The sequence below is a fragment of the Bacteroides sp. RTP31139st1_H2_RTP31139_211217 genome (genome assembly GCF_040227615.1).
GTDB lineage: Bacteria > Bacteroidota > Bacteroidia > Bacteroidales > Bacteroidaceae > Bacteroides > Bacteroides uniformis.
In genome coordinates this window covers 1-12,355 of sequence record NZ_JBCNZM010000034.1, presented here as the reverse complement: position 1 = coordinate 12,355, position 12,355 = coordinate 1, and the positions used below count along the sequence as shown (strand labels likewise).

18 protein-coding genes, 1 tRNA gene and 1 pseudogene (1 of these 20 cut by a window edge) are annotated in these 12,355 nt (G+C 47.0%); 12 read left to right on the top strand and 8 right to left on the bottom strand.

All coding sequences use genetic code 11. The features are described from left to right. From ABUA47_RS07860 to ABUA47_RS07835, 6 genes and pseudogenes are all read left to right on the top strand, one after another. Positions 1-268 (top strand): annotated as a pseudogene (locus tag ABUA47_RS07860) (AI-2E family transporter) (it extends 885 nt beyond the left edge of the window). A gap of 94 nt (positions 269-362) precedes the next feature. After that, positions 363-435 (top strand) — tRNA-Lys (locus ABUA47_RS07855). A 274-nt stretch (positions 436-709) separates the two neighbouring features. After that, positions 710-1,969 (top strand): site-specific integrase, encoded by a 1,260-nt coding sequence (locus ABUA47_RS07850; protein ID WP_005776823.1) that lies wholly within the window; start codon positions 710-712, stop codon positions 1,967-1,969. Between the two features lie 47 nt (positions 1,970-2,016). After that, positions 2,017-2,430 carry a hypothetical protein gene (locus ABUA47_RS07845; RefSeq protein WP_005800177.1) on the top strand — a complete coding sequence of 138 codons (414 nt, stop codon included), beginning with the start codon at positions 2,017-2,019 and terminating at the stop codon, positions 2,428-2,430. 101 nt (positions 2,431-2,531) lie between these two features. Continuing rightward, positions 2,532-3,452 carry a ribonucleotide-diphosphate reductase subunit beta gene (locus ABUA47_RS07840; RefSeq protein WP_196031181.1) on the top strand — a complete coding sequence of 307 codons (921 nt, stop codon included), beginning with the start codon at positions 2,532-2,534 and terminating at the stop codon, positions 3,450-3,452. A gap of 1 nt (position 3,453) precedes the next feature. Then, positions 3,454-3,828, top strand: a complete 375-nt coding sequence (locus ABUA47_RS07835; RefSeq protein ID WP_196031182.1) for a hypothetical protein — start codon at positions 3,454-3,456, stop codon at positions 3,826-3,828. 186 nt (positions 3,829-4,014) lie between these two features. On the opposite strand, the gene ABUA47_RS07830 is transcribed toward ABUA47_RS07835, so the two are convergent. After that, the gene (locus tag ABUA47_RS07830) at positions 4,015-4,287 is read right to left on the bottom strand and encodes a hypothetical protein (RefSeq protein WP_005800181.1); all 273 of its coding nucleotides are present in this window, start codon (positions 4,285-4,287) and stop codon (positions 4,015-4,017) included. 566 nt (positions 4,288-4,853) lie between these two features. On the opposite strand from ABUA47_RS07830, the gene ABUA47_RS07825 reads away from it, so the two are divergent. Genes ABUA47_RS07825 through ABUA47_RS07800 form a run of 6 tightly spaced genes read left to right on the top strand, consistent with a single transcriptional unit; the run spans position 4,854 to position 6,972 of the window. Continuing rightward, positions 4,854-5,117: a hypothetical protein gene (locus ABUA47_RS07825; protein ID WP_005800183.1), complete on the top strand. Its 264-nt coding sequence runs from the start codon at positions 4,854-4,856 to the stop codon at positions 5,115-5,117. 11 nt (positions 5,118-5,128) lie between these two features. Then, positions 5,129-5,617, top strand: coding sequence for an SLOG family protein (locus ABUA47_RS07820; protein ID WP_005800185.1), 489 nt, complete (start codon positions 5,129-5,131; stop codon positions 5,615-5,617). 6 nt (positions 5,618-5,623) lie between these two features. Then, entirely contained in the window at positions 5,624-5,842 is a 219-nt protein-coding gene (locus ABUA47_RS07815; RefSeq protein WP_005776813.1) for a hypothetical protein, read from the top strand. Positions 5,843-5,860: 18 nt separating this feature from the next. Further along, positions 5,861-6,118 (top strand): hypothetical protein, encoded by a 258-nt coding sequence (locus tag ABUA47_RS07810; RefSeq protein WP_005800187.1) that lies wholly within the window; start codon positions 5,861-5,863, stop codon positions 6,116-6,118. Positions 6,119-6,138: 20 nt separating this feature from the next. Continuing rightward, complete coding sequence (locus ABUA47_RS07805; RefSeq protein WP_005800188.1) at positions 6,139-6,726, top strand: hypothetical protein; 588 nt, start codon at positions 6,139-6,141, stop codon at positions 6,724-6,726. A gap of 27 nt (positions 6,727-6,753) precedes the next feature. After that, positions 6,754-6,972, top strand: a complete 219-nt coding sequence (locus ABUA47_RS07800; RefSeq protein WP_008777211.1) for a DUF3873 family protein — start codon at positions 6,754-6,756, stop codon at positions 6,970-6,972. A gap of 123 nt (positions 6,973-7,095) precedes the next feature. Here ABUA47_RS07800 and ABUA47_RS07795 read toward each other — a convergent pair whose 3' ends face one another. The 7 genes from ABUA47_RS07795 to traJ all read right to left on the bottom strand — a co-directional run. Beyond that, a complete protein-coding gene (locus tag ABUA47_RS07795) occupies positions 7,096-7,542 on the bottom strand; it encodes a DUF3872 domain-containing protein (protein ID WP_005800192.1) in 447 nt (148 codons plus the stop codon). Positions 7,543-7,557: 15 nt separating this feature from the next. Next, positions 7,558-8,142, bottom strand: coding sequence for a conjugal transfer protein TraO (locus ABUA47_RS07790; RefSeq protein WP_032845480.1), 585 nt, complete (start codon positions 8,140-8,142; stop codon positions 7,558-7,560). 1 nt (position 8,143) lies between these two features. Continuing rightward, positions 8,144-9,163: a conjugative transposon protein TraN gene (traN, locus tag ABUA47_RS07785; protein WP_008777209.1), complete on the bottom strand. Its 1,020-nt coding sequence runs from the start codon at positions 9,161-9,163 to the stop codon at positions 8,144-8,146. A gap of 41 nt (positions 9,164-9,204) precedes the next feature. Next, the gene (gene traM / locus ABUA47_RS07780) at positions 9,205-10,530 is read right to left on the bottom strand and encodes a conjugative transposon protein TraM (protein ID WP_032845478.1); all 1,326 of its coding nucleotides are present in this window, start codon (positions 10,528-10,530) and stop codon (positions 9,205-9,207) included. Further along, positions 10,478-10,804, bottom strand: a complete 327-nt coding sequence (locus tag ABUA47_RS07775) for a TraL conjugative transposon family protein (RefSeq protein ID WP_032845477.1) — start codon at positions 10,802-10,804, stop codon at positions 10,478-10,480. Before ABUA47_RS07775 ends, traM begins: the two co-directional genes overlap by 53 nt. Positions 10,805-10,822: 18 nt before the next feature. Continuing rightward, positions 10,823-11,446: a conjugative transposon protein TraK gene (gene traK, locus ABUA47_RS07770; RefSeq protein WP_005776802.1), complete on the bottom strand. Its 624-nt coding sequence runs from the start codon at positions 11,444-11,446 to the stop codon at positions 10,823-10,825. A 23-nt stretch (positions 11,447-11,469) separates the two neighbouring features. After that, positions 11,470-12,355: conjugative transposon protein TraJ (traJ, locus tag ABUA47_RS07765; protein WP_349831506.1), on the bottom strand; the 886-nt coding region annotated here is incomplete at its 5' end.

Genomic DNA, 12,355 nt, shown 5'->3' with positions numbered 1-12,355 from the left:
CATCCGAGATGGTACTCCGTCTCGTGGGCTCGGAGATGTGTATAAGAGACAGGGATTCATCGTACCGCGTGTCATGGGGAAGATTACGGGCCTGAATCCTGCCATCATCTTACTGTCTTTATCGATTTGGGGGTCATTGATGGGGATGCTGGGTATGATTATAGCACTTCCGCTTACCACCCTTATGCTCTCCTACTATCAACGTTTCATCATAAACAGAGAAAAAATTCACAAGTTTGAACAGACTGATAATCAACAAGAAGAGTAAAAGCAGAAGTCGTTCTCAAAACTTTTTCCCTTAATCCATTTGTTTTTTAAACAAAAGTGCCTATCTTTGCACCCGCTTAACAGCAATAAGGTCTGATTCGCTAGCTCAGCAGGTAGAGCACAACACTTTTAATGTTGGGGTCCTGGGTTCGAGCCCCAGGCGGATCACTTAGGAGAAATGAAAATACTCCGACAATCTAAGACAAAGCTCTTTAAACCAATGATTTAAGGGGCTTTGTCCTTACCTGCCTACGACAGAAAAAGGACCTCAAAAAGCCACCCTGTGAAGATGAATCGTTACTAATTCGTTACGGTTTTCCGTTACGATAAAAACCGTAACGAATTTATAGGTAAGTTGCTCATTTGTCGAATATTGGCAGTCGAAAGTCATAGCCGTTACGGAATGAACAAATTAACTTTGCAACAAGAAAGGAGTTACGGTATGAAATCGACATTCAAGACACTCTTCTATTTAAAGAAGAACGAACCGAAGAAAAACGGTCATGTAGTAATAATGGTACGTATCACGGTGGACGGTGATCAGGTGCAATTCAGCAGCAAGTTGGATATACACCCCGATAACTGGGACACGAAAACGGGAAGAGCCGTCATCAACAAACAGAGTGCGGACAAGAAAGAAAACCTCAGGGTATCCTCACTTAACAAGACACTGGACGAGATACGTTCGGCCATCACCATGCACTACACACGCATGATGAACGTGGACGGTTACGCACTGCCGGAAAAAATCAGGAACGCATTCCTGGGATTGGAGGAAAAGGAGAAAACACTCATCAGCTACTTCACCCAGCACAATGAACAGTATGCAAAGAAGGTCGGCAAGACTGCCACGCAAAAGACCTACTCTCGCTACGAACTTACCAAACAGCGGATGATAGAGTTCTTGCAAAAGGAATACAAGTTGTCGGACATTCCCGTGAAGGAAATCACCGTCACCCACATCGAGAACTTCTACCTTTATTTGCGTCAGGAATGTGAGGTAAGCAACAATACCGCCATGAAATTTGTACAACGTTTCCATACGATACTGTTGTTTGCCCAGAAAAGCGGATTGAGCTTCATTGATCCCTTCGGGAATTTCAGGTTCAATTTTGACAAGACCGACAGAGGGTATCTCACGCAGGAGGAAATTGACACGATCTATTATAAGGAGTTCAAATCAAAGCGGTTGGAACACGTGCGTGACGCTTTCATCTTTAGCTGTTATACCGGTTTGCCCTACTGTGACATCTATACGCTTTCAAGCGAGGACATAAAGATCGGGGTGGACGGCAAGAAGTGGATTATGAAAGACAGGGGTAAAACCGGCGTGGAATCATTCATTCCCCTACTGCAAATACCGTTGGATATTCTCGCCAAATACGAGGGCAAGTTGAAAGATGGAAGATTGCTTCCGGTAATCAGTAACCAGAAGATGAATGAATATTTGGCGGAGATAGCCGCAATTTGCCAAATCAACAAACGGATCACCTACCATCTCGCCCGGCATTCGTTCGCCACGGAAATCTGCCTTACCAAAGGCGTTCCCATTGAAAGCGTATCCAAGATGCTCGGACACACCAACATTCAGACCACACAGATTTATGCCCGTGTGGTGGACAGAAAGTTGAGCCATGACATGAATATGCTGGATCGAAAACTAAAAAATATGCAAAAAGGTACGACGCAAAACGCTGTATGAATAAACAAATCATTATATTGTCACACCATTAAAAAAAACAACGCCTTATGAAAAATAGAGGATACATCACCATCACCGGTTTGGAAAACAAGGATGAACAACCCATCGTCAGTGTAAAGATAGAGAACGGCAACGTATGGATGACCAAGCACGAACTTGCCCGTCTGTTCGGAGTGTTCGTTCAGACAATAGACGCCAATGTGCGCTCCATCTTCAAATCCCGCCTGCTTTACGACGGCGACGTGACCATAACCGAGAAACAGAACAAAAGCATTGTTACCTATTATAATCTGGAAGCGATCATATTTCTCAGCTTCCGCATCAACACCTATTGCACGAAGCTGTTTCGTGAGTGGGTACTCAACTCCCTGTGCGAGTACAAACGCCTGCAAGAGAAAAAGCCCGAAGTCCTTGTTGTTTTCCATCCCGACAGCAACCGGACTACCATTTCTTATAACTAACGTGCATAGAAACCTGTAAATAGCGAGCCTTACCCGAAAATCCAACGGGCAAGGCCTCTTTTTCTCTCGAAATTTCTATCTTTACGCCAAATAACAATGTCATGATAGAAAACCTCACCATATCCGTATCCTTCAGCGAGGTGGAGGAAGCCCATGTCAGCAACTATTTTCGCCTTTCCGAAATGTCCGGCGAGTTTCTGATTATCCAGAGGTCTGACAATACCTTCTACTTCCTTTGCACCAATAACTGTGACATCGTGAGCATCTGCCAATCTTTTGATTGGTATATTGTATCAAAAGACACTTTCAATGACCACCTGATAATCGGCATTGGTTTATCGGATAAAGAAAGTATCAACGGAGAACTCTATCGGGTACAGGATGAAACCACGCTCACCCTTTGGCGTGATATACTCCACTTTACTTTCGAGAGCGATTTCGTGCGCCAGTTCTTCCCATACAATACCCATTTCAAAGGCAAGATGCGTATCAACGGAGCCTTGTGTTTCTATATCCACGATTATTACCCGACCAGATGCAAGGACATATCGGTATCTGACAGAAAGACGAGCAATCTGGTATTTAGATTTAAAGAAGGACGACAAGCAGCTCTTGTCGCCAAGATCTTCTCGCTTTGTATCGCCCGGATGCCGTTCTTTAAGGAGAAAGCCGCCAACGCCGTGCTGATCCCCATACCGGCGGCAACCCGTGAACGGAACATCACCCGCTTCGCCCGTTTTTGTAGCCTTCTCTCACGTCGGCTTAAAGTCGTGGACGGATTTCGTGCCACATGGATAAAAGAAGACCGTGAGCAGATGAAAGGAACTCACGGACAAGACAAGTTATCCAACTTGATCTTTCATCCCGATTATTTTAAGGGCCGGGACGTATTTTTAATAGACGACATTATCTCTTCCGGCGAGAATTTCACGCAAATGAAATGCAAACTGATACAACTCGGTGCAAAATCCGTTACCGGTTTGTTTTTAGGTAAAACAATAAAGTCTGAAAATCAAAAGTAATATGGCAATCAAGAAATCCCAGATCGAAAAATGGATAGTCACCCAAAAGAAACACCGGCTATCGGATACCCATGTACAAATGGCCCGTGAACTTGGACTCAATCCCGATAAACTCGGCAAGATAGACAACCACCGGCAAGAACCGTGGAAAGCCCCCTTACCGGAATTTATAGAAGAGATCTTCTATAAACGTTTCAAAAAGGAACGTCCTGATGTAGTCAAGCCCCTAAAGCAAATCCTTAAAGAACAGGAAATAAAGACTAAAACAAAAAAGAAGGAAAAAGAAATACGGCGTAAAGAGCGTGAACAGGAACAGATTAATAACGGAACAGATGAAGTTCTTACATTTCAATCCCCAACCTCAATAACGGAATAAAAGCCACATTATTATCAGTAGAAAAAACGTTCCCATTCTTCCGGAACCGGAACAATCTTTCATCCATACAAAACCGCAGAAAAGTGTTGTACAAACAAGCGCGATGAATCACACATTGGACAGTACAACACCTTTCTTTTTTCCGGTTTTGAAATAGGAAGGCTTTTATTATATCGCTCTGTTTTTTTACTCTCTGATCTCCTCAAAGGCAGTATCTATCACATCATAGTGATCACCGTCATTAACACTCAATGCAGCCACAAGGCTGTTCAATGTCCGAACTGCGTCCAAACGCTTTTCCACATCACTTTCATCCGGATTGCTCAAGACATCTATCGCACAGGTCAAATGCCCTTTCATCTCTTGCAATGTAGATAGACTCTGAATGGGAAACAGATAGAAAAGCCCATCTTCTGAAGACCGGACTACTCCTTTCAGGAGAGTCGATTGTAAATCCATAACAATAACGTTATTATATTAAATTGACGTAACGCTGCCAGTCACAAGTCCAAAGCATCGCCAAACGCTCAATACAGAGTGAACCGACAGGTTACGTCAAAGTATATAACCTACCCGGTTCATTTTCCTCTGTATTTTTGAAATTGGCGATTTCTGGACTACGGTAAACGAACAGATTACACGATGCTATTTGCATCGCTAACACAAAGGTAGAATTTTTTTCGTATTAATCATCGCTTTATGTATAAGGGATTTATAACACAACGATTTTAAGCAAAGTTTAAGGCTAACTTCCTTCGGGGTATTTCTCTCACTGTTTTCAGTAGCCATCACTCCACATTTAAAGCAAAGGAACGAATTAAACTAACTTATTCAAGTGCAAAGGTACTTCGGGTTCTTAACGGAAAAACAAGGTCAAGCCGTTCCGGTTTTGAAAAAAATCTTCCCTGCGCCATAATGGCACGAGGTATTTTTACCCAAAACCTTGTTTTTCCTAAACCCGACCTTTTGACGCACATGAAATAAGTCAGCTCAACTCGTCAATGCATAAAAAAAATGTCGTGATTATGAAAACAGCAAGAGAAATACATAAAGGAAATAAGAACAGACTCAATCTGCCTCTGCATAAATTGTTTGGCTGGTTAGTTCGGCTCCTTCTTTCAGGCTGCTGTTGGAGTCTGTACGGTGGCAGTCTTTTAGCGTGGTTTATCGGTTTATGGCTCGCAAAAGAACTGATAACGGACGTGATCCGCTCCGCATGGGGGTGTCTGGTTTCCATTCTCTCCTTTGCAGTCGTAGTCGGGATTATCATTTGGTTATTAATTCTTTAACACATACAGTTATGACAATGGATATTACAAAATCAGTAGCGTTCACCGGACACCGTTCAGAGCGTATCCTCCAAGTCGGTATGCTGCATCTTTATCTGGATATAGTTTCGCAAGTAAGAAGGTTGTATAGTCTGGGCTATCGCTACTTTCTAAGCGGAATGGCGGAAGGCTTCGATTTGCTTGCAGCCCAAGCGGTAACTGCCCTTAAAGCGGAATACACGGACATTCGACTCATTGCCGTTGTGCCGTTCAGCCGGCAGTCAAACAGATACCGGCCGGAGAACAAGTCCTTATACGACCGGATAATGAAAACTGCCGATGAAACGGTCATTCTCCGAGAAGATTACCGCAAAGGCTGCTTCCACCACAGGAACGACTACCTGATTGACAACTCCGAGATTGTTTTAGCCTATTGGGACAAGCAGCCCTATGGCGGTACTTATTATACCGTAGGAAAAGCACGGATAATGAACAGAATCATTATAAATCTTTATAAATAAAGCCTTATGAAACGATACAGCAGGACTGTCGCACAGCAGTGCAGATATTACGAGGTAAGCAACATTTTCGAGTACATGGTGGAAACCTACCTGAACGGCAACATCACCACCTTTGGAGAGCTTTACCAGGAATTGTGCAAAGAAGCGAGAAAAGATTTTATCGATTTCCTTCTCAGTGAGGTGGAGCCGATATACTGGAGAGAGATTTTGAAAATGACTGTCTAATGAATAAATCAGAAAAATATGAACGTAACGTTTGAAACCACAATTTGTGCATGGGATGAAAAAATCCCTGCACTCCTTATCCGACTGGTAAACACCCTTCTCTTTTGCCGGACAGAAGAGGAACTCCGCCAATCCATTGACAAACTTCGGGAAACGACCGAACTGGACGAGTTTTTCACCTACGGCTACGGCTCACACCATTTCTGGTGCAACCAGCGCATTTCCAAAGGAAGCATGCAGTTCATCCAAAGCCGATTATTCATTGCAACATTTTAACCCTCTAATACATAAATGATATGAAACCAATATCCCAAATGACACGAGAAGAGAAATTGCAGGAGATTGTAGAGTACAACCCTTGCAGGGTAGAGCGTAGTGCAGTCCTCCGTTACTTGTTGGCAGTACGCCGTAATGACACGGAACAAATCGCTTATTTCGAGAGTTTTGGCAAGAGTGTACGACATATCATACTCAATGTACGCACGTATGAAAGAGGGATGATTTTCGGTTATGTCGGCAAGCAGTTCAACGAACACGGTTGGATAAATGGCATGTTGCCGATAATAGAGGAAATCAAGTTAGACACCTTCAACACGATCCATATCGGGCAATCCGTTGACGGGACGTATGCGGTAGCCATCGACTGGTGTACCGGCACAGCCGGAGGCGGTAGCCACCCGTCCGTTTGGGATGAACCTGTCAGAGATTATAAGGAAGCTATCCGACAAGGAATCCGCCTGTTGGAGCAACAATACAATAAAGCGGAACGTTGGTCTGTTTCCGACAGAAGCAATTACAACCCAAAGGTTATCCGCAGTCTGAAAGGAAAACTGTTGGAAATCAAGCGGAAATACACACAGCCCCGACAGTTAAGTCTGTTTTAATATTCACGAACTATAAAATCATAAGTTATGGCAACAAAAATGAACGAGAACGGAGTTTCAACCTGCAAGACGGGTGAGAAATATGAAAAATTCCAAATGACCGTAGGACGGAAAAGGCGCACGTTCTATCACTATGATTATAGGGATACGGCAGACAACGAACTTTTCTCCTGTGTGAAGCCCACATTGGAAGAGTGCAGGCGACAATACAACGAGTGGCTTAAAAAGAAAGAGGACAAGAAATAATACAGGAACAAGCTCCCCTTACCGGTTTCCATTCCGGTAAGGGGAGCTATCTTATTAGATTTTCATTCAGTTTCTCTACTCAGCGTTATCGCTGCTTTTTTTTCGGGGTATATCCGGCATAAATCATTCGGTATCCTCCTTTTCATCTTCCGCTTCATTATTAAAGGCAAAAGACTTTTGCACAACCTGACCGAAGGAATCGAGAATGTAAATGTCTATTTTCTGCTGGTCTGTGCCAAATGACCTGTAATAGAGCCTGAATGTTTCTTCCGGTAACGGATACAGGTCGTTCGGCAACAAAACCGTACCGTTCTCCATGCGAAGCTCCCCTTTGCCTGTCGGTTGGAAGTACCTGATGAAGTATTTGGTGTCCTGATACTCGCCGCTTCTTACAAGTTGACAACGGATTTCCGCTTCCTCGCCCTTTACGATTGTCGTCTGCACCGGCAAGGTCGCCAGATCAAACTCATACATCTGCTGAACGTCCAATTTGTCAGAACAGGCGGTCATATATAACAAGGCTACCAGCATACAACCTGCTATAATCATGCTTTCAATCATCTTTTTCATTCTATTATTGTTTTATCAATTCAAAATAATTTTCAATCCCACCCCGAACAGGAAATGAAAGTGTCCGCTGTCATTTCCCCAGAGGCAACGCTCACGTGCATGGAACAGCAATACCACCTGGTTGGCAAGGTAGGTTTCTATCTCCAGCGATACCGCACCGCCATAGACAAATGCATCCCCGACACACAGGCGTGAACCATCGAACAGCATGCCTGTGCCCCAATTCACGGTTTCATATCCCGCCAACACCGAACCGCCGGCATAGCAGAGAAACACCTTGTTGGCATCCGAAAGGAAATTATAATAATAGCCGCCTTCCGCAGTGAATTGGGAAACCGGGACACGTATGTCCTTGTATGGATAATACTTCTGGAGATACTCGCCACCGAATACCCACTTATGGCAGCCGTTCACATATCTGTCCATTCCCATCCCGAAATGGTAACCCAGCTCGTTACGTTTGTCCGCAGTGTGAAAGCCGTCCGTCATGCCGGCGGTAATACGCAGCCCTTTTGTACCGGGCAGGCAACGTTGGGCATGTGCCTTGTCCGTCAGGACAAAGCACAAAAGTATACATATAATAACAGAGACCCTTTTCATACTATTTCACCTTCAGCTCGTTAATGACTCTGGCACGAATCAGCTCGGCGTTGGTCAGAATAAACCGCTGATGCCTTCCCCCGTTCTGTTCGTTCATCTCGACAACCAGCTGCTTGTCATCCGGAAGGGTGAATTTGGGCAGGGTAAATACCGTCCGTTCCTTGCTCTTTCCGTCAACCGCCGTCACATAGTTGAAGGCACGAAGCGGCACGATAACCTGTTCCTGAATGGCGGTACGTTTTGCAACCTTTTTATCCACCACCTTAAAAGTGACAAAGTCAACGGAGAATGGCACGTTGGAAGCGTTTTTCAGTTCCATATGGAAATAAAGCAGACCGTTGTGCGTATAAATCCCTTTCAGGATATACTGGATACCGAAGCGCTTGCAGCCGATATGCTTCACCAGACGTTTGTTGTTGTCATAGACGGACTTCATGATCAGCCGTACCAGCAGCGGGGACTCGCTGCCGAGTTCCGTAAGGTAGATTTCCTGCGAGTTGTTCGGCCGGTTCACCGCCTCGCCATCATGGATGAAGTCTTTCATCTCGATATTCAGCTTGGCCGGCTCGTCCGCATACTTCACGTTGAATGTATAATAGCTGCCGTCATCCGTGATCACCGCCAGATTCGTTTCACGGGAGAAGTCCCTCAACGCCGCTTTCACCCGAAGCACGTTCTCCGAACCGTCCGCTTTGCCGGCAAGAATGTCAGCCGATCCCAGATCCACATACTTGATAGCAGCCGGGAAGATAAGGTGTACAGTTTTATTAAATGTCACCTCCAAGGCGTATGGAGGAACCATCCGGTCGAATGTCACCGGACGTGTCAGCCCGTCAAACAAATCACCGGTGGACGGGCTGCGCCTTGCGTCCTCCTTATCCGGCAGCGGCGTGGTTCCCGTTTCTCCGGAATCCGCCGTTTCTTCCGTGTCATTTCCCGTCTTTTCCACTTTCACGGTCTTTTGTGCATACGCACCGGTCATACCAATGGCAAAAGCCATCATTAAAATTACTTTTTTCATGCTTGTTGTTTTTTCTTGATTAATAAATTGATTTTAACCGTTTATTGTCTTGACACGAGCAATAGCTCGTAATCCGCCTTCAAAGTCGCCTTGGCACTCCTGAACTTTGTGGAAAGGTATTGCGATGCCCCCTGTATCACCCCTTTGCCCAAGTCCGCAGCCAGCTGTGCACCGGCATTGCTGGAGATATTGATGCTGCTTCCCATTGCCGAACCCATGTTGGCCGCCATCTCCTTGACGGCGGTAAGCTCCTGCGATCCCCTGACCTCAATGCCCTTCATGCCCCTCGTGTCATAAGCGTCCAGCTCCACCGGCAGGATTGTTCCCTGAAAGGCGACCGAGGAAACGGTGATTTCCATGCGTTCACCGCTGATTTTCGCCGTGCCGGTCAGTATCGTGTTGGCGGGTATGTACAACTCTCCGGCCTGCACCGGCTCCAGCAGGCGGAGTCCCACCTCCTGACCGTCGCTGCCCGAAACCGTTACCGTCCTGTACACGCAGGCACGGATACCGTTCCTTTCCGTACGGCTCCGGACTGTCCCCACCGTGTGGAAACCCATGTTTCTGGGCTTACCGTACTGTCTGGCGAACTCTTCATCGGACAAGGGTGCGGCCAGCAGGCTGACCACCCGTTCCGCTACCTGCGTAACCGGGCAGACCGGCATTTTACCCGTAGAGGAGGACACGGCGACCTGTTTGGTTTCACCACCGCCCGGCATGTATCTTGCCGCCATCTCGTAGGACTTCTCCATCAGCCGCAGTTGTTCCTCACCGTTTTCTCTGGCCTTGCGCTCTTCCTCCGCCTGACGCTCCAGCTCCTGAATACGCCATTCCAGTTCCAGCGTTTTCTGGTCATCTTCCGCAGGCCGTGTTTCATAAAAACTGCCCAACTGCCGGTTGATGTCCTGATAGGCATTGGCGGAGGAACGGATAGACGGACTGCCGTTGTCCGTGTCCTCTTCCGTCAGGAATACCTCGTCTGCCACCGGCTCTTCCTGTTCCAGCGATACCGCCAGATCCTGGAGCGTGTTCATTTTCTCCTTTTGTTTCTTTTCAAAGGCACTTTGTTCGTAGGCGGTCTTTTTATCCGACGGCAGCCCCTTGTCCTCCGGCATCGGGACATCCACGTTGAATCCCTCCCTTAATGGCTCGTCGCTGTCAGAAGGAGCGAATATCAGCCACATCGCTCCCAGAAACACGAGAAAGAACAACGGATACACGAGCATCTTCTTTCGTTTGAGCATCTCTTCCGGAGTCAGAGGTCTGGCCTCTTTCTTCCCCTGTTTCGGCGTTTGCCCTTTCTCTTCCGCTTTTTCAGACGTTGCAGCGTTCGCCGGTTGCCGTTCCTGATTTTTTAGGTTCTCCATAATCCACCTGATTTTTAATGTTTATACTATCCTTGTTTATCCCCCTGTACAGTTCCATCCGCCTGATATGCTCCATTTGCAACTGCTCCCCCTCATGCCTGCCGATGCGGTATATCGAAGATACCGTCATGTATATCGACAGACAGCCGAAGCCGGTGAGCATGGCCACCACGCAGACGAGCCGTACATCGGGCGACATCCGTCCGCACAGATAGCGGAGTCCGTCGTCTATCCTGTCAGGCACATACCTGATCCATTTTTTCAATCGGTTCATTTCCTCTCTTTTTTTAAGTTATCGTTCAACGGTTCTCAAATCCCGGTTCTCCACGATATTGAACTGCTCCATCGTGAAGCCGTGCGGGTTATTGTCCGACCTGACCGAGTTCAACAGCCGGCAACGGGTTACAAGGCTCCGTTCCGTGATGTTGCTCGACCTGACGAGCGACTGCCGTGCGTAAGTTGTCACCACATACGGGTAGCTGTTGAAGTCGCACGCCACGCTGTCCACCCGGATGCTCTGGTTGATATTGGCCGAGATTATACGGTTGTAATACCCCTTTTCCTCCCAGTCCTTGTAGTAGCGGAACGCACTCTCGTCGCACAGGAACAACGCCCGGCGGATATTCGACTCGATAGCCGCCTTGTCGGGCGACAAGGTGAAAAACAGCTCGTGGAAACGCCGGATATGTTCTTTCGCCTCCACCGGCCTGTTCTGCGAAAGGTCTTGGGAAAGAGCAAGTATCAGGGACTTCCCATTGTCCAGCACATAGATTTTCTCCCTCTGCCGTTCGGCGAACCGGTAGGAGCTCCAGAGAGCATAGCCGGTAACCAGAGCACAGAGCGAAACGAACACGATCCCCATCGTGCGAATTTGCCGGAAGCTCGTTTCTATATTCTTTAAACTTTTAAATTCCATACATCTCTAATATTTACGTTGGTTCATCTTCCTCTTAACTTGCCGGCTATATGCCCGATGGAAGCACCGGTGATGGCGGCAGCAGCACGTCCGCCCTTTAGCGACCACGAGTTCACCTGTTTGCCATAATTACCGGCTCCCGATGCCTGAATCACCCACATTGATACTGTCGGGATAGTGAAATACCCGACAATGGCTATCAGCATGAAGATGATGTAAGCAGAATTGTTCACGTCGGGCACATAGGCGGGATCGCTTAGTGCGGCGATGTCCTTCTCGATCATCAGCACCTGAATCCTTGCCAGCACGGAGCTGAACAGGTCGGATATGGGCAGCCACAGATAGATGCTGATATACTGGCAAATCCATTGGATCATTGTATTGTGGAAGCCGTCGTACACCGATATGGCGAATGACAAAGGTCCCAGAATGCTCAATACGATCAGGAAGAAGGTTCTCAGCGTGTCCAGTACCAGCGAAACCGACTGGAACAGCAGTTCCAGAAAGCTGCGGAAGAAATTGCTCACGCTCTGCCTGGCCTGGTATTTAAGGCGTTCCGCCGCCATGCCCGCCATGGCCTTCAAATCCGAAGGCGACCATCCCAGATCCTCGATCTGGCGTTCATATTCCTCGTTATCGACCAGATACGCCGTTTCCGGATTTCTCGTCATCGCCTCGTATTCCAGTTTCTGCCGCTTCTCGGAATACTCCCGTATGTTCAGTGTCTGGCCTTCCATGATACTGTGGCAGCCGGTGACCACCGGACTCATGATACCGTTGATAGTCCCCAGAACGAATGTGGGGAAAAACATGATGCACACCCCCAGACAAAAAGGTCTGAAGAGCGGATAAATGTCAATCGGCTCGGCTCTCGAAAGAGCCTGCCACACCCGTGAGGCCACATAGAAC

Excerpts from the sequence above, each read along its gene's own strand:
- traK (WP_005776802.1), bottom strand. The coding sequence starts at position 11,446 with ATGGAATTTAAAAGTTTAAAGAATATAGAAACGAGCTTCCGGCAAATT.
- ABUA47_RS07815 (WP_005776813.1), top strand. The coding sequence starts at position 5,624 with ATGAAACGATACAGCAGGACTGTCGCACAGCAGTGCAGATATTACGAG.
- ABUA47_RS07800 (WP_008777211.1), top strand. The coding sequence starts at position 6,754 with ATGGCAACAAAAATGAACGAGAACGGAGTTTCAACCTGCAAGACGGGT.
- ABUA47_RS07845 (WP_005800177.1), top strand. The coding sequence starts at position 2,017 with ATGAAAAATAGAGGATACATCACCATCACCGGTTTGGAAAACAAGGAT.
- ABUA47_RS07850 (WP_005776823.1), top strand. The coding sequence starts at position 710 with ATGAAATCGACATTCAAGACACTCTTCTATTTAAAGAAGAACGAACCG.
- ABUA47_RS07775 (WP_032845477.1), bottom strand. The coding sequence starts at position 10,804 with ATGAACCGATTGAAAAAATGGATCAGGTATGTGCCTGACAGGATAGAC.
- ABUA47_RS07810 (WP_005800187.1), top strand. The coding sequence starts at position 5,861 with ATGAACGTAACGTTTGAAACCACAATTTGTGCATGGGATGAAAAAATC.
- ABUA47_RS07820 (WP_005800185.1), top strand. The coding sequence starts at position 5,129 with ATGACAATGGATATTACAAAATCAGTAGCGTTCACCGGACACCGTTCA.
- ABUA47_RS07830 (WP_005800181.1), bottom strand. The coding sequence starts at position 4,287 with ATGGATTTACAATCGACTCTCCTGAAAGGAGTAGTCCGGTCTTCAGAA.
- traM (WP_032845478.1), bottom strand. The coding sequence starts at position 10,530 with ATGGAGAACCTAAAAAATCAGGAACGGCAACCGGCGAACGCTGCAACG.
- ABUA47_RS07790 (WP_032845480.1), bottom strand. The coding sequence starts at position 8,142 with ATGAAAAGGGTCTCTGTTATTATATGTATACTTTTGTGCTTTGTCCTG.
- ABUA47_RS07825 (WP_005800183.1), top strand. The coding sequence starts at position 4,854 with ATGAAAACAGCAAGAGAAATACATAAAGGAAATAAGAACAGACTCAAT.
- ABUA47_RS07835 (WP_196031182.1), top strand. The coding sequence starts at position 3,454 with ATGGCAATCAAGAAATCCCAGATCGAAAAATGGATAGTCACCCAAAAG.
- ABUA47_RS07805 (WP_005800188.1), top strand. The coding sequence starts at position 6,139 with ATGAAACCAATATCCCAAATGACACGAGAAGAGAAATTGCAGGAGATT.
- traN (WP_008777209.1), bottom strand. The coding sequence starts at position 9,163 with ATGAAAAAAGTAATTTTAATGATGGCTTTTGCCATTGGTATGACCGGT.
- ABUA47_RS07840 (WP_196031181.1), top strand. The coding sequence starts at position 2,532 with ATGATAGAAAACCTCACCATATCCGTATCCTTCAGCGAGGTGGAGGAA.
- ABUA47_RS07795 (WP_005800192.1), bottom strand. The coding sequence starts at position 7,542 with ATGAAAAAGATGATTGAAAGCATGATTATAGCAGGTTGTATGCTGGTA.